We start from the raw sequence: 18,993 nt of genomic DNA on the forward strand, positions 1-18,993 counted from the left end.
CCGTCAGTCGCCCAGCACCCGCCGCAGATAGTCGTTGGCGAACCGCCGGTCCGGGTCCAGCCGGTCGCGCAGCGCGGTGAACTCGGCGAAGCGCGGATAGGCCTCGGCGAAGTAGTCGGCGTCACGGGTGTGGACCTTGCCCCAGTGGGGGCGTCCCCCGTGGGCCGTCATGATGCGCTCCACCGCGGTGAAGTACGCGCGGTGGGGCGTGCCCTTGTAGAGGTGCACGGCGATGTACGCGGTCTCCCGCCCCGAGGCCGTGGACAGCGCGATGTCGTCCGCCGGGGCGGTCCGCACCTCCACCGGGAAGCTCACCTTGAGCGGCGAGCGCTCGACCATCGCCTTGAGCTCCCGCAGCGCGGCGACCGCCGCCTCACGCGGAAGCGCGTACTCCATCTCCAGGAAGCGCACCCGGCGCGGCGAGGTGAACACCTTGTACGGGATGTCGGTGTACGTACGCGCCGACAGGGCCCGGCTGGAGATCCTGGCGATCGAGGGGATGGCCGGCGGGACCGCGCGGCCCAGCGAGCAGGCCACCTGGAAGAGCCCGTTGGACAGGAGCTCGTCCTCGACCCAGCCGCTGATCCGGCCGGGAGGCGCGGCGGGGCCCGCGCTGCGGTTGTTGCGCTTGGTGTTGCAGTTGTCCGTGTGGGGGAACCAGTAGAACTCGAAGTGCTCGTTCTCCGCGTGCAGCGCGTCGAACTCCGAGGTGACCCGGTCGAAGCTCATCGGCTCCTCACGGGCGGTCAGCAGGAAGACCGGCTCCACGGCGAAGGTGATCGCCGTGACCACACCGAGGGCGCCGAGCCCGATCCGGGCGGCCGCGAAGACCTCGGGGTTCTCCTTCTCCGAGCAGACCAGCAGCTCCCCGTCGGCCGTCACCAGCTCCAGCTCGCGGATCTGCGCGGCTATGGAGGCGGATTCGCGGCCCGTGCCGTGCGTGCCGGTGGACGTGGCCCCGGCGACGGTCTGCTCCATGATGTCGCCCATGTTCGTGAGCGACAGGCCCTCCCGGGCCAGCGCCACGTTGAGCCGCTTGAGCGGGGTGCCCGACTCGACCGTCACGGTCATCGCCTCGCGGTCGATCCGCCGGATGCCGGTCAGCAGACCCGGCCGGATCAGGACGCCGTCGGTGGCCGCGATCGAGGTGAAGGAGTGGCCGGTGCCGACCGTCTTCACCCGCAGCCCGTCCTCGGCCGCCCTGCGCACCGCCTCGGCGAGCTCCTCGGCCGAGGCCGGGCTCACCTCCCGCACGGGGCGGGAGGTGACGTTCCCCGCCCAGTTACGCCACGGGCTGCTCGCCGTCCTGGTGCTCCCCGACCCCGCTGTTGTCGTCCCGCTCACGCTGCCCCTCCCGGTTCGGCGCCGGCCTGCGCAGCCGGCGGTGTCCGAGGAGACCCACCGCGACCGCGAGCGCGCCCGAGACGACGGGCACCACGTACCCCGCCTCGGCCCCCGACGCGTCGACCACCCAGCCGGCCGCCGAAGAGCCGAGCGCCACGCCGATCGCGAGCCCGGTACCCGTCCAGGTCATGCCCTCGGTCAGCTTGGTGCGCGGTACGTGCGCTTCGACGAGGGCCATGGTCGTGACCATCGTCGGTGCGATGGACAGGCCCGCGACAAAGAGCGCCACGGCCAGCAACGGCAAGTTCCCGGCCAGTAGGAGGGGGATCATACTCACGGCCATCGCGCAGACGCCCAGGAGCCAGCGGCGGGACGGCTCGCCCTTGAGGTGGAGCAGCCCGAAGACGGCGCCGGCCAGGCAGGAACCCAGCGCGTAGACGGCCAGCACCAGGCTGGCGGCGGCCTTGTGCCCCTGCTCCTCGGCGAAGGCCACCGTCACCACGTCGACCGAGCCGAAGATGGCGCCGGTGGCCACGAAGGCGAGGGCGAGCACCTGGAGGCCGGGGGAGCGGAGCGCGGAGGCGCCCTCCGCGCCCTTCTGCTGGGGGTGCGGGGCCGGCTCGGTGGCGCGCTGCGCGGTCAGCCAGAAGACGCCGACGGCCAGGAACACGCCGGCGAACAGGGGGCCTGCCTCGGGGAACCAGGCCGTCGAAAGGCCGATCGAGATGATCGGGCCGAAGATGAAGCACACCTCGTCGACGATCGACTCCCACGAGTACGCCGTGTGCAGGCGCCGCTCCTCGCCCCGGTAGATCTCCGCCCAGCGGGCCCTGGTCATCGCGCCGACGCTCGGCACACAGCCGATCACCCCGGTGAAGACGAAGAGGGTCCAGTCCGGCGCCTTCTGCTGCACGCACAGGAGCAGGCCGGTGGCCGCGGCCAGCGACACCAGCGTCACGGGGCGGAGCACCCGGCGCTGACCGTATCGGTCGACCAGGCGGGAGACCTGCGGGCCGAGGACCGCGGCGGACATCGCGAGGGTCGCCGAGAGGGCGCCGGCGAGCCCGTACCGCCCGGTGACCTGCGAAATCATGGTGACGATGCCGATGCCCATCATGGACAGCGGCATGCGGCCGAGGAGGCCGGCCACGGAGAACGAGGTGGTTCCGGGTGCGGCGAAGATCGCGCGGTAGGGACTGGCCAAGGGTGTCTCCGGATCTCCGTGCAGCGGCGCGGGATCCGCGCGCGTCGTCAACACGTGTAATTAATAGCTAAAGCCTACGGTGTTGAAGTGGGTGGGTCACCCCCTTTTCCGGACGGCCGACATCCGCCGGGCCGCGCCCCGGGCCGTCGGCGACGGGTGGGAGGATCGGTGCCATGTCCGATCAGCACGATCCCGCCCCCTACGACGCCCTGCTGCTGCTCTCGTTCGGCGGCCCCGAGGGCCCGGACGACGTGGTCCCGTTCCTGGAGAACGTGACGCGCGGCCGCGGCATCCCGAAGGAACGGCTCAAGGAAGTGGGGCAGCACTACTTCCTCTTCGGCGGCGTCTCCCCGATCAACGACCAGAACCGCGCGCTCCTCGACGCGCTGCGGAAGGACTTCGCCGACGCGGGCCTGCGCCTGCCCGTCTACTGGGGAAACCGGAACTGGGCGCCGTACCTCACCGACACCCTCCGCGAGATGGTCACCGACGGCCGGCGCCACATCGCCGTCCTCACCACCAGCGCGTACGCCTCCTACTCCGGCTGCCGCCAGTACCGCGAGAACCTCGCCGACGCGCTCGCCGGCCTCGAAGCGGAAGGATTGCCGCTGCCCCGGGTCGACAAGCTCCGGCACTACTTCAACCACCCCGGCTTCGTCGAGCCCATGATCGAGGGTGTCCTCGCCTCCCTCGCCGAGCTCGACCCGTCCGTCCGGGACGGCGCCCACCTCGCCTTCACCACCCACTCCATCCCCGACTCCGCCGCCGACACCTCCGGACCGGTCACCGAGCACGGCGACGGCGGGGCCTACGTCCGCCAGCACCTCGACGTGGCCCGGATGATCGCCGACGCCGTCCGCGAGCGGACCGGCGTCGACCACCCCTGGAAGCTCGTCTACCAGTCCCGCAGCGGCGCCCCCCACATCCCGTGGCTGGAGCCCGACATCTGCGACCACCTGGAGGAACTGCACGGCGCCGGGGTGCCCGCCGCCGTCATGGTCCCGATCGGATTCGTCTCCGACCACATGGAGGTCCTCTACGACCTCGACACCGAGGCCACCGCCAAGGCCGCCGAACTGGGACTCCCCGTCCGCCGCTCGGCCACCGTCGGCGCCGACCCGCGCTTCGCCGCCGCCGTTCGCGAACTGCTCCTGGAGCGCGCCGCGAACGAGCGGGGCACCCGGGCCGAGCGCTGCGCCCTCGGCGCCCTCGGTCCCTCCCACGACCTGTGCCCGATCGGCTGCTGCCCGGCGCGGGCGGAGCGCCCGGCCGCGGCCGGCGCCGACAGCCCGTACGCCTGAGGAGCCCCCGTGACAGACCCGCTGCTCCCCGAACTGCTCGACCTCGCCCTGGAGGCCGCCCGGCGGGCCGGAGCGCTGCTGCGCGACGGCAGGCCGGACGACCTGGCCGTGGCGAAGACCAAGACGAGCCCCATCGACGTCGTCACCGAGATGGACATCGCCGCCGAGAAGCTGATCACCGGCTTCCTCGCCGACCACCGCCCGCACGACGGCTTCCTCGGCGAGGAGGGCGCGTCGAGCCCCGGCACCAGCGGGGTCCGCTGGGTCATCGACCCGCTCGACGGCACCGTGAACTACCTCTACGGCCTGCCCACCTGGGCCGTCTCGATCGCCGCCGAACGCGACGGCGAGACCGTGGTCGGCGTCGTCGCCGCGCCCATGCGGGGCGAGACCTACCGGGCGGTCCTCGGCGGCGGGGCGTACGAGGGGGACCGGCGCCTCGCCGTCCGCCCCTCGCCCGCCCTCGACCAGGCCCTCCTCGGCACCGGCTTCGGATACATCCAGTCCCGGCGGGCCCACCAGGCGGACGTCGCCCAGCGCGTGATCCCGCGCGTCCGGGACATCCGCCGGGGCGGCTCGGCCGCCATCGACCTCTGCGACGTCGCCGCCGGCCGCCTCGACGCCTACTACGAGCGGGGCCTCAACCCCTGGGACCTCGCCGCGGGGGCCCTCATCGCCCGCGAGGCGGGCGGGCTGACCGGCGGCCGCCCGGGAGAGCCCGAGTCCGGCGAACTGGCCCTGGCCGCCTCTCCCGGCCTCTTCGCGCCCCTCCAGGAGCTGCTGGAGGAACTGGGCGCCTGGCACGACTGAGCCCGCGTGTAACGCCCGTACGACCGGCGTACGGGCGTGGGGCGTACGACCGGCGTACGGGCGAGGGCGTATGGCCGACGTGAGCGCGACGGCCGTACGGCCGGGCACGCGCGAGGGCCCCGGTGCCGGGAGCGGCGCCGGGGCCCTCGGACGTGCTGCGGGCCGGTCGGATCGGTCGGGTCGGTCCAGCGGGTGGGGACGGGTCAGACGCCCGGCGCGGCAACCTCCACGCCGTGCTCGGCGGCCAGTCGGTGCAGGTCTTCCAGCTCCGCCTGCTCGACCTCCGCCAGGTAGTCGTCGCCCGTCTCACGAGCCCGCGTGAGGTCGGTCTGCGTGGTCCTGATGCGGTGCAGCAGGCCTGCGGTGAAAGCGTCCATCGTGCGCCCCCTCGTCATGGGTCCGGTGGCACGGGGGTGTGCCGAGGGTGGGTGGATCACGCACCGCGGTCCTCCGGGAGCGGAGAGCGGTAGGTGGCGCGCCACATACAGGGCGTGATCACGGGGTGTGCAGTCGTCCTCCCCAACCGTTTCCTCAGAGAAACCTCAACTGGCCCGGAATTCCGGTGAATTCTTCGATCACCGCCCCGCGCCCCACCGCGCGCCCCCGGTCCGCCACCCGCCCGCCCCCGGCCCCGCACCGCCGTCTTACAGCCGGTTTACGCGCGTACGGGGCAGGATGGACACGCACAGTCAGTGCTCAGGTTTCAGCCGGTCCCCACCCCGGACAGGGCTCAACGGGAAGGATGTACGACGTGCGCGTACTCGTCGTCGAGGACGAGCAGCTGCTCGCCGATGCGGTGGCCACCGGACTGCGCCGGGAGGCCATGGCCGTCGACGTCGTGTACGACGGAGCGGCGGCCCTGGAGCGCGTCGGGGTCAACGACTACGACGTCGTCGTGCTCGACCGTGACCTGCCCCTCGTCCACGGGGACGACGTCTGCCGCAAGATCGTGGAGCTGGGCATGCCCACCCGGGTCCTGATGCTCACCGCCTCCGGCGACGTCAGCGACCGGGTCGAGGGCCTGGAGCTCGGCGCGGACGACTACCTCCCCAAGCCGTTCGCCTTCACCGAGCTCACCGCGCGCGTGCGCGCGCTGGGCCGGCGTACCAGCGTGCCGCTCCCGCCCGTCCTGGAGCGGGCCGGCATCAAGCTCGACCCGAACCGCCGCGAGGTCTTCCGCGAGGGCAAGGAGGTCCAGCTGGCGCCGAAGGAGTTCGCCGTCCTGGAGGTCCTGATGCGCAGCGAGGGCGCCGTCGTCTCGGCCGAGCAGCTCCTGGAGAAGGCCTGGGACGAGAACACCGACCCGTTCACCAACGTCGTGCGCGTCACCGTCATGACCCTGCGCCGCAAGCTCGGCGAGCCCCCGGTCATCGTCACCGTGCCCGGCTCCGGGTACCGGATCTGACCCGATGGCCACCACCCCAGCGCCCCACCCCCAGGCGCCGCCGAAGCCGACCTGGGACCCCAGGGACCCGGTACGGCCCCTGCTCCGCCCGACCATCCGCATACGGCTCACACTGCTGTACGGCGGCATGTTCCTGATCGCGGGCATCCTGCTGCTCTCGATCATCTACCTGTTCACCGCGCAGGCGCTCAGCGACAGCACCTCACAGCTGCCCTTCAAGGTCGTCAACGGCACGGTCCAGCCCACCAGCGCCATCTGCCAGCTGCCCGTGAACCCCACCGGCGACCAGCTCAACGACGCCGTCACGCTCTGCCTGCGGCACCAGAGCGACCGGGCCCTGGACGACCTCCTGCGCCGTTCGCTCTTCGCCCTGCTCGGCCTGAGCATCATCGCCTTCGCCTTCGGTTACGCCATGGCGGGACGGGTGCTCTCCCCGCTCGGCCGGATCACCCGGACCGCCCGCCAGGTGGCCGGTTCCGATCTGTCCCGGCGGATCGAGCTCGACGGCCCCGACGACGAGCTCAAGGAGCTCGCCGACACCTTCGACGAGATGCTGGACCGGCTGGAGCGGGCCTTCACCGCCCAGCAGCGGTTCGTCGCGAACGCCTCGCACGAGCTGCGGACCCCGCTCGCGATCAACCGCACCCTCCTGGAGGTCCACCTCTCGGACCCCGGGGCCCCGGTGGAGCTCCAGCAGCTCGGCAAGACCCTGCTCGCCACCAACGAGCGCAGCGAGCAGCTCGTCGAGGGCCTGCTGCTGCTCGCCCGGAGCGACAACCAGATCATCGAGCGCAAGCCCGTCGACCTCGCCGAGGTCGCCGAGCGGGGCGTCGACCAGGTGCACGCCGAGGCCGAGAGCAGGGGCGTCGAGATCCGGGGCGAGCGCGCGCCCGCGGTCGTGCAGGGCAACGGCGTCCTGCTCGAACGCATCACGCTGAACCTGCTCCAGAACGCCGTCCGGTACAACGTCCCCGAGGGCGGCTGGGTCGAGGTCACCACCGAGACCCAGCACGGCCAGGCGGTCCTGGTCGTCTCGAACACGGGCCCCGTGGTCCCGGCGTACGAGATCGACAACATCTTCGAACCGTTCCGGCGGCTCCGGCAGGAGCGCACGGGCAGCGACAAGGGTGTCGGTCTCGGCCTGTCGATCGCGCGGTCCGTGGCCCGGGCCCACGGCGGCCGTATCATCGCGGAGCCCCGCGAGGGCGGTGGTCTCGTGATGCGCGTCACTCTGCCGATCTGACACACTGCACGAGCCGACCCGGTTCCGTTCGCTTTGCGCGGAATTCCGGGGCCCTGATCCTGAGACGCTCATGTGTGATCGATCACAGGACGGGGTGTCCGGACCTCCACTCTCCGTGACGGATAAATCCCTCGGAAAACCAGGAAAAGTCCGGGTTTTCGGGGCGCGGAATGACGGGAAGTACACGGGGTGGCGCTTGCGAACGGCGCCCCCCGGACCGTGTACGGTCCGGTTCGCCACCCGAAGCCGATCACTCGTGAGAGGACGGGACGGGTGTCGATTGAGTAACAGACCTTGATGTGAGGCAAAATCTCCGCCTCAGGTCGGGCACAAGTCCGACCTCTCACGCGTTACGTGCGCTGGAGACACCGCAACCACCCAGAGGGGGAGAGCGACATGGCAACGGATTACGACACCCCACGCAAGACCGACGACGACGTCGATTCGGACAGCCTTGAGGAACTGAAGGCCCGCCGGAACGACAAGTCGACCTCGACCGTCGACGTCGACGAGTTCGAGGCCGCCGAAGGCCTGGAGCTGCCCGGCGCCGACCTCTCGAACGAGGAGCTGGCCGTCCGGGTCCTGCCCAAGCAGGCCGACGAGTTCACCTGCATGAGCTGCTTCCTCGTGCACCACCGCAGCCAGCTGGCCAGGGAGAAGAACGGCCAGCCCATCTGCCGCGACTGCGACTGAGCATCGCGGCCGTGGCAGGCGACACACCGTCCCGGAAGCGGCGTCTGAGGCTCCCCGGGAGCCCCCGGACGTACAAGGGCGGCACAGGCCCGGCGGAGGGCGCCCAGGAGGCCCCTGACGCCGAGCACGCCGCCTCCCCGCCCTCCCTCGGCGCACGTGACGACGAGCGAGGCCTCCCGGCCTCGCTCGAGGCGGTCACCGAGCCGGACCCGGCACACCCGCCGGCGGAGCGCGGAGCGGGGCGGAGCGGCGCGCCGGACGAAGCGCCGAACGACCCGGCGCGGCGTGACGGACGCCTCGGCCCCGTCAAGCGCCTCGCCAATCCCGCGCGCGCCCAGCTCGACAGGATCAAGATCGGCTCCGACCGGATCGACGCGGTCCGCCGCGGCGTCGCGCAGGGCGTGAAGCGCACCGGAGACGGCGCCAAGGCCGGCATCGGTCACCTGGCCGACCGGTTGATCGACATCGCCCCGCGGATCCCCGTCCGCGACCTGGCGACCCTGCGCGCCCAGTTCCCCGGGCTCGGCCCCGAGGCGATCGCCGACAAGCTCGTCGCCGGTGCGGCGAACGCGAGCTCGACCATCGGCGCCGGCATCGGCGCCGCCGCCATGCTCCCCGTCCCCCCGGCCATGCCGGCGGAACTCGCGGCGGAGATCACCGGCGTCGCCGCCGTCGAACTCAAACTCATCGCCGAACTGCACGAGGTCTACGGGCTGCGGCCCCCCGGCCGGCTCACCCAGCGTTCGGCGGCCTATCTGACCTCCTGGGCCGAGGAGCGGGGCATCGACCCCACCAAGCCCACCACGGTCAACGCGGCCCTCGGCGGACAGCTCAAGCGCGAGCTCCGTCAGCAGATCATGAAGCGCATGGTGCGCAACCTGCCGAACCTCACGCCCTTCATGGTGGGCGCCGCCGTCGGCGCGGTCATGAATCGCCGCGACACCAAGAAGCTCGCCGGCCACATCCGCAAGGACCTGCGCCGCCGACAGGTCCCCTGGGACTCGCTCCGGGAGCTGCCCCCGCTGGAGCAGCCGGAGAACCCCAAGGAACTGGGGTTCTAGCCCCTTGACCGGTGCCGTCAGTCCGCGGTGCCATCGCTCGCGCGCTCGGCGCCGTCGTTCGCGCGCACGGCGTCCAGAGCGGCCGCCAGCGCCTCAGGCTCACGGCTCGACAGGTACACGTACGGCGTCGGGTCCGAGGGGTCCGTCACCTCGACCCGCACCGCGCGCGGCACATAGCTGCGCATCAGCATGAAGGCGCGCGGGTCGGCCTTGTGCGTGCGCCAGGCGCGCGCCTCCTCGGCATCGAGCACCTCGGCCGCCCCCAGGGCGGAGACCGGGATCCGCGCGTCGCCCGCCACCAGCGAGCCGGCCACCACCCGGATCCGGGCGGAGCCGTACGAGGAGACCGCGGCACCGGCGAGCACCGCCGCCACGATCAGACCGCCCAGCATCGGGACCGTACCCAGCGGGAACATGATCAGACCGCCGGACAGGCCCAGCAGACCCGCGATGAACCACCACGAGCGTGGCGCCGTCAGCCGCTCGTCGAACTGCGGCGCCGCGGACGGCGTGGGGGAGGGGGCGGGGGACGGTGCGGAAGGCTGCATGCGTCCAAGCTTGGCACGGCGCGACCAGGGCACCCCCGCGCGGGTAAGGTCTGCGGCTGTGACTGCAACATCTGCCGCCCTCACCCCGCCGGCCGACGCCATACCGCCGGTACGCCACCCCGACGCGCCCGCCCCCGGCGAGCCGCTCGGTGCGCACTACGAGTACTGCTTCGGGTGCGGCGGCGGGCAGCCCCACGGCCTCCACCTGGAGGCGCGCGCGGGCGAGGGCGTGACCGTCACGGCCGAGTTCACGGTGACCCCCGACCACCAGGGCGCCCCCGGCCTCGCGCACGGCGGCGTGCTGGCCACCGCGCTCGACGAGACCCTCGGCTCCCTGAACTGGCTGCTGCGGGTCATCGCCGTGACCGGACGGCTGGAGACCGACTTCGTGCGGCCCGTCCCGGTGGGCACCGTGCTCCATCTGCGGGCCGCGGTCACCGCCGTGCACGGCCGCAAGATCTTCTCGACCGCCGTCGGCCGGATCGGCGGGCCCGACGGCCCCGTCGCCGTCCGCGCCGAGGCACTCTTCATAGAGGTCAAGGTCGACCACTTCATCGACAACGGCCGCCCGGAGGAGATCCAGGCCGCCATGTCCGACCCCGACCAGGTCCGGCGCGCCCGCGCCTTCGAGGTGAACCCCTGATGAGCAACCCTGTCGACGTACTGATCCGGCGCGTGGACCCGGACGTGCCCCTCCCGTCCTACGGGCACCCCGGCGACGCCGGGGCCGACCTCGTCACCACCGAGGCCGCCGTGCTGGCCCCCGGGGAGCGCGCCGTGCTGCCCACCGGGGTCTCCATCGCCCTCCCGGACGGGTACGCGGCCTTCGTGCACCCGCGCTCCGGACTCGCCGCCCGTTGCGGAGTGGCGCTCGTGAATGCCCCGGGGACGGTGGATGCCGGGTACCGTGGAGAGATCAAGGTGATCGTGGTCAACCTCGACCCGCGCGAGAGCGTGCGGTTCGAGCGATTCGACAGGATCGCCCAACTTGTCGTCCAACAGGTCGAGAAGGTGCGCTTCCACGAGGTGGCGGAGCTTCCCGGCTCGGCGCGGGCCGAGGGGGGCTTCGGGTCCACCGGCGGCCATGCCGCGGTGGACGGCACAACGGGTGGGAATCGATACGCTTCGGTCGTATCCGACCGGGAAGGACAGTGACGTGTTCGGACGTCGCAAGAAGAGCGGTGCCGCAGAGGACGCGGCGGGCGAGGCCGAGCAGGTCGTCGACGCGGTGGACGGCGAGGACGCGGACGACGCGGCCCCGCGCCGTGTGAACCTTCCGCCGGCGCCCCGGCCCGACGGACCCTGGGACATCTCCGAGGTCAGCAAGCCCGAGGACGGCCGCGTCGACCTGGGCGGCGTGTTCGTCCCCGGCGTGGAGGGCATGGAACTGCGCGTGGAGGTGGCGGGCGACGCGATCGTCGCGGCCACCGTCGTCCTGCGGGACAGCGCCGTGCAGCTGCAGGCCTTCGCCGCGCCCAAGAACGAGGGCATCTGGGGCGAGGTCCGCGACGAGATCGCCACGGGCATCGTCCAGCAGGGTGGTGTCATCGACGAGGTCGAGGGCCCGCTGGGCTGGGAGCTGCGCGCGCAGGTCCCCGTACAGCTGCCGGACGGCAACCGCGGTGTGCAGCTGGTCCGCTTCGTCGGCGTCGACGGACCCCGCTGGTTCCTGCGCGGAGTGATCTCCGGGCAGGGCGCGGTCCAGCCCGAGGCCGCCGGTCTGCTGGAGCAGATCGTCCGGGACACCGTGGTCGTCCGCGGCGACGGTCCGATGGCCCCGCGCGACCCGATCGTCCTCAAGCTGCCGAACGACGCGCAGATGGTGCCGGACGGCGTGCAGCAGGAGGAGCAGGAGAACTCCCGCTTCTCCGGGGGCATGGGCCAGCTCCAGCGCGGTCCGGAGATCTCCGAGATCCGTTGATCACCGCATGACCGGCAGGCCGCCGGGCCTGCTGCGTCCCCGCGCCGGGCGAGGGGCCTCCGGGCCTGCCGCGCCCTTGCTTCGAACCGTGGGCCGTTTTCCGTACGAGACGTACGGGAAGCGGCCCATCGGTCGTTATCCACAGGTTCCGCCCTCCGGCTCTGGCCCTCCGGCACGGCGGCGGACCATACTGGCGGGCACGTGTTCGAGGAGGGGGAGTACAGGGTGAGTGAGAGCAGCACGCGGTCCGCGACGGCCGTGGCCGAGGACCCGGCCGGCCCGCCGATGGTCCGCGTCGAGAACCTGCGCCGGTCGTACGGCACAGGGGAAGCCGCCGTCCACGCCCTGCGCGGAGTCTCCTTCGACATCCCGCGCGGCGAGCTCGTCGCCCTCAAGGGACGCTCAGGATCCGGCAAGACCACCCTCCTCAACCTCGTCGGCGGCCTCGACAGCGCCGACGGCGGCTCCATCGTCATCGACGGCACGGACCTCTCGACCCTCGGGGAGAACGGCCTCCTGGAACTGCGCCGCGACCGGATCGGCTTCATCTTCCAGTCCTTCGGACTCCTCCCGATCCTCTCCGTCGCGGAGAACGTCGGCGTCCCCCTGCGGCTGCGCAAGGCGGACCCGAAGGAGCGCGAGGAGCGGGTGTCCCTGCTGCTCGGCCTGGTCGGCCTCGCCGACCACGCGAACCAGCGGCCCGGCGAGCTCTCCGGCGGCCAGCAGCAGCGCGTCGCCATCGCCCGCGCCCTCGCCAACAGGCCGGCGCTGCTCATAGCGGACGAGCCGACCGGCCAGCTGGACCAGGAGACCGGTCTCGCCGTGATGCAGCTGCTGCGCGCGGTGGTGCGCAGCGAGGGCTGTACGGCCCTGGTCGCCACCCACGACCCGCAGCTCCTGGGCCTGGCGGACCGGGTCCTCGAACTGAGCGACGGCGAGATCATCGAGCACTGACGCGGCCGGTCGGCGGCCGGTGCGGTTCCGACACCAGAAGCCGGGCCGTCCGACGTCAGAAGCCGGTGCGGTCGCGACATCAGAAACACGTCAAGACCGCACCGCCCCCGCTCCCCGCGTGCGGAATGTCCGATTGGCTGGACGTATGGTCATGCCATGGGACGCGGCAAGCTTCGGATCTACCTCGGCGCTGCGCCGGGTGTCGGCAAGACCTACGCGATGCTCTCCGAGGGCCACCGCCGGGTGGAGCGCGGCACGGACTGCGTCGTCGCCTTCGTGGAGCACCACGGACGGCCGCGCACCGAGGTCATGCTGCACGGCCTGGAGCAGGTGCCGCGCCGCACCCTGGAGTACCGGGCGACGACCTTCACCGAGATGGACATCGACGCCGTCCTGGCCCGCCGTCCCGCCGTCGCCCTCGTGGACGAGCTCGCCCACACGAACGTGCCCGGCTCCCGCAACCCCAAGCGCTGGCAGGACGTCGCCGAGCTGCTCGCGGCCGGCATCGACGTCATATCGACGGTCAACATCCAGCACCTGGAGTCGCTGGGCGACGTCGTCGAGGCGATCACCGGCGTACGGCAGCGGGAGACCGTCCCCGACGAGGTGGTGCGCCGGGCCGACCAGATCGAGCTGGTCGACATGTCCCCGGAGGCCCTGCGCCGCCGGATGGCCCACGGCAACGTCTACACCTCGGACAAGGTCGATGCCGCCCTCTCCAACTACTTCCGCCCCGGCAACCTCACCGCCCTGCGCGAGCTCGCCCTGCTCTGGACCGCCGACCGGGTCGACGAGTACCTCCAGCAGTACCGGGGCGAGCACAACATCCGCTCCACCTGGCAGGCCCGCGAGCGCATCGTCGTCGGTCTGACCGGCGGTCCCGAGGGCCGCACCCTCATCAGGCGCGCCACCCGGCTGGCCGAGAAGGGCGCCGGCGGCGAGGTCCTCGCCGTCTACATCGCCCGCAGCGACGGCCTCACCGCGGCCTCGCCGAAGGAGCTGGCCGTCCAGCGCACTCTGGTCGAGGACCTGGGTGGAACGTTCCACCACGTCATAGGCGACGACATCCCGTCGGCGCTCCTGGAGTTCGCCCGCGGCGTCAACGCCACCCAGATCGTCCTCGGCTCGAGCCGCCGCCGCACCTGGCAGTACGTGTTCGGCCCCGGCGTCGGCCAGACCGTGGCCCGCGACTCGGGGCCCGACCTCGACGTCCACATCGTCACCCACGGCGAGGTCGCCAAGGGCCGCGGCCTCCCCGTCTCCCGGGGCGCCCGCCTCGGCCGCTCCCGGATCATCGGCGGCTGGCTGGCCGGCGTCGCCGGCCCCCTCCTGCTCGCGCTGCTCCTCACCCATGTCGACGCCGACCTCGGTCTCGCCAACGACATGCTGCTCTTCCTCGCCCTGACCGTCGCGGCGGCGCTGCTCGGCGGGTTCCTGCCGGCGCTCGCCTCGGCCGCCGTCGGCTCCCTCCTCCTCAACTGGTTCTTCACCCCGCCGATCCACCGGCTCACCGTCGCCGACCCCAAGAACATCGTCGCCATCGCCGTCTTCCTCGGCGTCGCCATGTCGGTGGCCTCCGTGGTGGACCTGGCCGCCCGGCGCACCCACCAGGCCGCCCGGCTGCGCGCCGAGTCCGAGGTCCTGTCCTACCTGGCCGGCAGCGTGCTGCGCGGCGAGACCAGCCTCGACGCGCTCCTCGAACGGGTCCGCGAGACCTTCTCCATGGAGTCCGTCGCGCTGCTCGAACGCCAGGACGAGGTCGAGCCGTGGACCCGGGCGGCGAGCGTCGGCCCGCACCCGGCGGTCCGGCCCGAGGACGCGGACGTGGACATGCCGGTCGGCGACCATCTGGCGCTCGCCCTGTCGGGCCGGGTGCTGCCCGCCGAGGACCGCCGCGTCCTCGGCGCCTTCGCCGCCCAGGCCGCGGTCGTCCTCGACCGCCAGCGGCTCGTCGGCGAGGCCGAGGAGGCCCGCAAACTCGCCGAGGGCAACAAGATCCGCACCTCGCTGCTCGCCGCCGTCAGCCACGACCTGCGCACCCCGCTCGCCGGCATCAAGGCCTCCGTCTCCTCCCTCCGCTCCGACGACGTCGAGTGGTCCGAGCAGGACCGGGCCGAGCTTCTGGAGGGCATCGAGGCCGGCGCCGACCGCCTCGACCACCTCGTCGGCAACCTCCTCGACATGTCCCGCCTCCAGACCGGCACCGTCATGCCCCTGATCCGTACCGTCGACCTCGACGAGGTCGTCCCCATGGCCCTCGGGGGCGTGCCCGACGGCAGCGCCGAACTCGACATCCCCGAGACGCTGCCCATGGTCGAGGTCGACAAGGGCCTGCTGGAGCGGGCCGTCGCCAACATCGTGGAGAACGCCGTCAAGTACAGCCCCGACGGCGTGCCCGTCGCCGTCGCCGCCAGCACCCTGGGCGACCGGGTCGAACTGCGGGTCGTCGACCGCGGCCCCGGCGTCCCCGATGAGGCCAAGGACGGCATCTTCGAGCCCTTCCAGCGCTTCGGTGACGCCCCGCGCGGCTCCGGCGTCGGTCTGGGGCTGGCGGTGGCCCGCGGCTTCGTCGAGGCCATGGGCGGCACGCTGGGCGCCGAGGACACCCCGGGCGGCGGGCTGACGATGGTGCTCACGCTCAAGGCCTCGCGGACGGGCGCCCCGGCCCCACCGGACCTCCCGGCCCACGCGGTGACCTGACCCGCGGCCGGCGCGGCGAACTGGCCTCCGGCCCGCGCGGTCACCTGGCCCCCGGCTCGTGCGGTGACCTGGCCCCTGACCCGCGCGGTGACCCGGGCCCCGGCCCGCGCGGTGACCTGGCCCCCGGCCCGCGCGGTGACCCGGTCCCCGGCCCGCGCGGCGGATCCCGCCACAAGACCGGGCCGACCGGGCCCGAATCCTCAGGCCCCCCACCCACCCCCGTCCCTCTCCCGTACTCTCATGCTCCCGCCCGCACGGGCGACCGAAAGGAAGGCCCCCGCCATGACCCGGGTCCTCGTGGTCGACGACGAGCCGCAGATCGTCCGCGCCCTGGTGATCAACCTCAAGGCGCGCAAGTACGAGGTCGACGCCGCGCCCGACGGTGCCACCGCCCTCCGGCTGGCCGCCGAGCGCCACCCCGACGTCGTCGTCCTCGACCTCGGTCTGCCCGACATGGACGGCGTCGAGGTCATCAAGGGCCTGCGCGGCTGGACGCGGGTGCCGATCCTGGTCCTCTCGGCCCGGCAGACGTCCGACGAGAAGGTCGAGGCGCTCGACGCGGGCGCCGACGACTACGTCACCAAGCCCTTCGGCATGGACGAGCTGCTCGCCCGGCTGCGCGCGGCCGTGCGCCGCGCCGAGCCGGTCGGCGGGGCCGAGGACGGGGTCGTGGTCGTCGAGACCGAGGGCTTCACCGTCGACCTCGCGGCGAAGAAGGTCCACCGCGACGGCCGGGACGTCCGGCTCACCCCCACCGAGTGGCACCTCCTGGAGGTCCTGGTCCGCAACGGCGGCCGCCTGGTCAGCCAGAAGCAACTGCTCCAGGAGGTCTGGGGACCCTCGTACGGCACCGAGACCAACTACCTCCGCGTGTACATGGCGCAGCTCCGGCGCAAGCTGGAGAGCGACCCCTCGCACCCGCGGCACTTCGTCACCGAACCGGGCATGGGCTACCGCTTCGAACGCTGAACGGACGAGGCGTCCTGGGCCGCTCTGGGTGACAGCGGTGGCCGGTACGCTTTCTGTATGAGTGCTGCACCACGTACAGAGAAGCCGGCCGGTCGGTTCCGCCGGATGCTCGACCGGCTCTCCTCCTCGCCGGAGGACCTGGAGTCGGAGGAGCTCCAGGAGGACGCCGAGGCGTCGGGGTGCACGCGGATCAGCGACTGCTCCGACCGCCAGATAGTCAAGGTGACTGGTACCTTGCGCACGGTCACGTTGCGTCCCCGGGCCGGTGTGCCCGCGCTGGAGGCCGAACTCTTCGACGGCACGGCACCGCTCGACGTCGTGTGGCTGGGTCGGCGCTCCATCGTGGGCATCGAGCCGGGCCGCAAGCTGATCGCCTCCGGCCGGATCTCCATGAGCCACGGCCGGCGGGTCCTCTTCAACCCCAAATACGAGCTCCGACCGCTCGGACAGGAGTAGCCGGTGACGTCCCTCGACAAGCCGACCAGCACGGACCAGGACGCCCAGGCCTCGAGGGAGGTCACCGAGGCCGCGCTGTTCGAGGCCTTCGGCGGCCTGCGGGGCATGATCGAGACGGTCCTGCCGGGCCTGCTGTTCGTCACGATCTTCACGATCAACAAGAACCTGCACGTCTCGGCGATCGCCGCGCTCGCGGTCTCGCTTGTCCTGGTCGCCGTCCGGCTGATCCGCCGGGACACCGTCAAGCACGCGTTCAGCGGTGTCTTCGGCGTGGCCTTCGGCGTCGTCTTCGCGATGATGACGGGCAACGCCAAGGACTTCTACCTGCCCGGCATGCTGTACACCCTGGGCCTCGCCCTCGCGTACATCGTCACCGCGCTCGCCGGAGTGCCGCTGATCGGGCTCATCCTCGGCCCGGTCTTCAAGGAGAACCTCTCCTGGCGCACGCGCAACCCCGGCCGGAAGAAGGCCTACACCAAGGCGAGCTGGGCCTGGGGCCTGATCCTGCTCGGCAAGTGCGCGGTCCTCTTCCCGCTGTACTGGTGGGCCGACCCGACCAAGTTCGGCTGGGTCTCGGTGGCCCTGAAGATCCCGCCGTTCCTGCTCGCGGTCTACCTCACCTGGGTGTTCCTCGCCAAGGCTCCGCCGCCGATCGACGTCTTCGCCGAGATGGAGGCCGAGGAGCGCGCCGAGAAGGAGCGCAAGGCGGCCGCCGCCGCCTCGACGCCCCCGGAGGCGTGAGACCCGTACGAGCACGGCATCCGGAGGCCTGAGAGCCGTACGAGCACGGCATCCGGACGCTGAGACCCGTACGAGAGCACCTACGAGCTCGGCGTCACGCGGGAGGGCCCGGACCTGACGAACAGGTCCGGGCCCTCCCGCGTACGACGACCGGTGCTCAGGACTCCGTGGTCGGCTCCCGGCGGACCTGCAGCAGGTCCTCCAGCTGCTCCTCACGGGCCTGCGCGGCCACGAACAGCAGCTCGTCGCCGGCCTCCAGGGTCTCCTCGGCGCTCGGCGTCAGCACCCGCGAACCACGGATGATCGTTCGTCACCAGCGAGGTGTCCTGCGGCCAGGCCACGTCCCCGACCGCGGTGCCGGCGACCGCCGACTCCGGCGGCAGCGTCAGCTCGACCAGGTTCGCGTCGCCGTGGCTGAAGCGCAGCAGCCGGACGAGGTCGCCGACGCTCACCGCCTCCTCCACCAGCGCCGACATCAGGCGCGGCGTCGACACGGCCACGTCCACGCCCCACGCCTCGTTGAACAGCCACTCGTTCTTCGGGTTGTTCACCCGGGCGACGACCCGCGGCACGCCGTACTCGGTCTTGGCGAGCAGCGAGACGACCAGGTTCACCTTGTCGTCACCGGTCGCCGCGATCACCACGTTGCAGCGCTGGAGCGCCGCCTCGTCGAGCGAGGTGATCTCGCACGCGTCGGCGAGCAGCCACTCCGCCTGCGGCACCCGCTCCACCGAGATGGCGGTGGGCGCCTTGTCGATGAGCAGGACCTCGTGCCCGTTCTCCAGGAGCTCGCCCGCGATGGAACGGCCCACCGCACCCGCGCCCGCAATAGCGACACGCATCAGTGACCGCCCTCCTCAGGACCCTCGGCGAAGGCCTCCTCGACCTTCGCGATCTCGTCCGTACGCATCATCACGTGCACCAGGTCACCTTCCTGGAGCACCGTCTGCGAGGTCGGCAGAATCGCTTCGCCCAGTCGGGTGAGGAAGGCGACACGGACACCGGTCTCGTCCTGGAGCCGGCTCACCTTGTGGCCGATCCAGGCGGGGGAGGTGTGCACCTCCGCGAGCTGCACGCCGCCGCTCGGGTCCCGCCACAGGGGCTCCGCGCCGGAGGGCAGCAGCCGGCGCAGCATCTGGTCGGCGGTCCAGCGGACCGTCGCGACGGTCGGGATGCCGAGGCGCTGGTAGACCTCGGCGCGACGCGGGTCGTAGATCCGCGCCGCCACGTTCTCGATGCCGAACATCTCGCGCGCGACCCGCGCGGCGATGATGTTCGAGTTGTCGCCGCTGCTCACCGCGGCGAAGGCGCCCGCGTCCTCGATGCCGGCCTCACGCAGCGTGTCCTGGTCGAAGCCCACGCCGGTGACGCGTCGACCGCCGAAACCCGACCCCAGACGACGGAACGCCGTCGGGTCCTGGTCCACGACCGCGACGGTGTGCCCCTGCTGCTCCAGGGTCTGCGCGAGAGCGGCTCCCACTCGCCCGCAGCCCATGATGACGATGTGCACGTCCCCTTACCCCGCACTCCTGATCGCCTTGCTGACCTGCGAAAACACCCTGCTCACAACTTTCCTCACCCGATGCGCCCGGGTTGCGGCGGGTGACACCCTGCCGGGTCACCCGGTCCGAGCTTAAGCGGCA

General features: G+C 72.2%; 19 protein-coding genes and 1 pseudogene. 14 read left to right on the plus strand and 6 right to left on the minus strand.

From position 1 onward, the window contains the following. Window positions 1–3: 3 nt before the first annotated feature. Complete coding sequence (locus tag DEJ43_RS27780; protein ID WP_041662975.1) at window positions 4–1,344, minus strand: D-arabinono-1,4-lactone oxidase; 1,341 nt, start codon at window positions 1,342–1,344, stop codon at window positions 4–6. Continuing rightward, window positions 1,283–2,548 (minus strand): MFS transporter, encoded by a 1,266-nt coding sequence (locus DEJ43_RS27785; RefSeq protein WP_041662977.1) that lies wholly within the window; start codon window positions 2,546–2,548, stop codon window positions 1,283–1,285. The genes DEJ43_RS27780 and DEJ43_RS27785 overlap by 62 nt, the downstream gene beginning before the upstream one ends. Before the next feature lie 173 nt (window positions 2,549–2,721). Between DEJ43_RS27785 and DEJ43_RS27790 the strand changes: the two genes are divergently transcribed. Beyond that, window positions 2,722–3,849: a ferrochelatase gene (locus DEJ43_RS27790; protein ID WP_015036715.1), complete on the plus strand. Its 1,128-nt coding sequence runs from the start codon at window positions 2,722–2,724 to the stop codon at window positions 3,847–3,849. Between the two features lie 9 nt (window positions 3,850–3,858). Next, on the plus strand, window positions 3,859–4,659 hold the full coding sequence (locus tag DEJ43_RS27795) for an inositol monophosphatase family protein (RefSeq protein WP_015036716.1): 801 nt from the start codon (window positions 3,859–3,861) through the stop codon (window positions 4,657–4,659). 203 nt (window positions 4,660–4,862) lie between these two features. Here the strand turns inward: DEJ43_RS27795 and DEJ43_RS37580 are convergent, their stop codons facing one another. Continuing rightward, window positions 4,863–5,036 carry a hypothetical protein gene (locus DEJ43_RS37580; protein ID WP_015036717.1) on the minus strand — a complete coding sequence of 58 codons (174 nt, stop codon included), beginning with the start codon at window positions 5,034–5,036 and terminating at the stop codon, window positions 4,863–4,865. Window positions 5,037–5,410: 374 nt separating this feature from the next. On the opposite strand from DEJ43_RS37580, the gene DEJ43_RS27800 reads away from it, so the two are divergent. The 4 genes from DEJ43_RS27800 (at window position 5,411) to DEJ43_RS27815 (ending at window position 9,061) form a co-directional block, all read left to right on the plus strand. Then, a complete protein-coding gene (locus tag DEJ43_RS27800) occupies window positions 5,411–6,064 on the plus strand; it encodes a response regulator transcription factor (protein ID WP_030146958.1) in 654 nt (217 codons plus the stop codon). Window positions 6,065–6,068: 4 nt separating this feature from the next. Then, window positions 6,069–7,307, plus strand: a complete 1,239-nt coding sequence (locus DEJ43_RS27805) for a sensor histidine kinase (protein ID WP_015036719.1) — start codon at window positions 6,069–6,071, stop codon at window positions 7,305–7,307. A 396-nt stretch (window positions 7,308–7,703) separates the two neighbouring features. Next, window positions 7,704–8,000 (plus strand): DUF4193 domain-containing protein, encoded by a 297-nt coding sequence (locus tag DEJ43_RS27810; protein ID WP_003955561.1) that lies wholly within the window; start codon window positions 7,704–7,706, stop codon window positions 7,998–8,000. A gap of 11 nt (window positions 8,001–8,011) precedes the next feature. Continuing rightward, a complete protein-coding gene (locus tag DEJ43_RS27815) occupies window positions 8,012–9,061 on the plus strand; it encodes a hypothetical protein (protein WP_015036720.1) in 1,050 nt (349 codons plus the stop codon). Between the two features lie 17 nt (window positions 9,062–9,078). Here the strand turns inward: DEJ43_RS27815 and DEJ43_RS27820 are convergent, their stop codons facing one another. After that, window positions 9,079–9,609, minus strand: coding sequence for a DUF3093 domain-containing protein (locus DEJ43_RS27820; RefSeq protein WP_015036721.1), 531 nt, complete (start codon window positions 9,607–9,609; stop codon window positions 9,079–9,081). A gap of 58 nt (window positions 9,610–9,667) precedes the next feature. Between DEJ43_RS27820 and DEJ43_RS27825 the strand changes: the two genes are divergently transcribed. The 8 genes from DEJ43_RS27825 (at window position 9,668) to DEJ43_RS27860 (ending at window position 17,350) form a co-directional block, all read left to right on the plus strand. Beyond that, window positions 9,668–10,252 carry a PaaI family thioesterase gene (locus tag DEJ43_RS27825; protein WP_015036722.1) on the plus strand — a complete coding sequence of 195 codons (585 nt, stop codon included), beginning with the start codon at window positions 9,668–9,670 and terminating at the stop codon, window positions 10,250–10,252. Then, on the plus strand, window positions 10,252–10,764 hold the full coding sequence (dut, locus tag DEJ43_RS27830; RefSeq protein WP_015036723.1) for a dUTP diphosphatase: 513 nt from the start codon (window positions 10,252–10,254) through the stop codon (window positions 10,762–10,764). The genes DEJ43_RS27825 and dut overlap by 1 nt, the downstream gene beginning before the upstream one ends. A 1-nt stretch (window position 10,765) precedes the next feature. Beyond that, window positions 10,766–11,530 (plus strand): DUF3710 domain-containing protein, encoded by a 765-nt coding sequence (locus DEJ43_RS27835; protein WP_015036724.1) that lies wholly within the window; start codon window positions 10,766–10,768, stop codon window positions 11,528–11,530. Window positions 11,531–11,815: 285 nt separating this feature from the next. After that, entirely contained in the window at window positions 11,816–12,484 is a 669-nt protein-coding gene (locus tag DEJ43_RS27840) for an ABC transporter ATP-binding protein (protein ID WP_202491729.1), read from the plus strand. A gap of 156 nt (window positions 12,485–12,640) precedes the next feature. Next, the gene (locus DEJ43_RS27845) at window positions 12,641–15,184 is read left to right on the plus strand and encodes a sensor histidine kinase (protein ID WP_015036726.1); all 2,544 of its coding nucleotides are present in this window, start codon (window positions 12,641–12,643) and stop codon (window positions 15,182–15,184) included. 282 nt (window positions 15,185–15,466) lie between these two features. Next, window positions 15,467–16,153 (plus strand): response regulator, encoded by a 687-nt coding sequence (locus tag DEJ43_RS27850; RefSeq protein WP_015036727.1) that lies wholly within the window; start codon window positions 15,467–15,469, stop codon window positions 16,151–16,153. Between the two features lie 57 nt (window positions 16,154–16,210). After that, window positions 16,211–16,609 (plus strand): OB-fold nucleic acid binding domain-containing protein, encoded by a 399-nt coding sequence (locus tag DEJ43_RS27855; RefSeq protein ID WP_015036728.1) that lies wholly within the window; start codon window positions 16,211–16,213, stop codon window positions 16,607–16,609. A 3-nt stretch (window positions 16,610–16,612) separates the two neighbouring features. Then, a complete protein-coding gene (locus DEJ43_RS27860) occupies window positions 16,613–17,350 on the plus strand; it encodes a DUF3159 domain-containing protein (protein WP_015036729.1) in 738 nt (245 codons plus the stop codon). A 157-nt stretch (window positions 17,351–17,507) separates the two neighbouring features. Here DEJ43_RS27860 and DEJ43_RS27865 read toward each other — a convergent pair. Both DEJ43_RS27865 and DEJ43_RS27870 read right to left on the minus strand, forming a co-directional pair. Then, window positions 17,508–18,192 (minus strand): annotated as a pseudogene (locus DEJ43_RS27865) (potassium channel family protein). Continuing rightward, on the minus strand, window positions 18,192–18,860 hold the full coding sequence (locus DEJ43_RS27870) for a potassium channel family protein (protein WP_015036731.1): 669 nt from the start codon (window positions 18,858–18,860) through the stop codon (window positions 18,192–18,194). The pseudogene DEJ43_RS27865 and the gene DEJ43_RS27870 overlap by 1 nt, the downstream one beginning before the upstream one ends. Between the last annotated feature and the right edge of the window lie 133 nt (window positions 18,861–18,993).

The organism is Streptomyces venezuelae ATCC 10712 (assembly GCF_008639165.1).
Taxonomy (GTDB): Bacteria; Actinomycetota; Actinomycetes; order Streptomycetales; family Streptomycetaceae; genus Streptomyces; species Streptomyces venezuelae.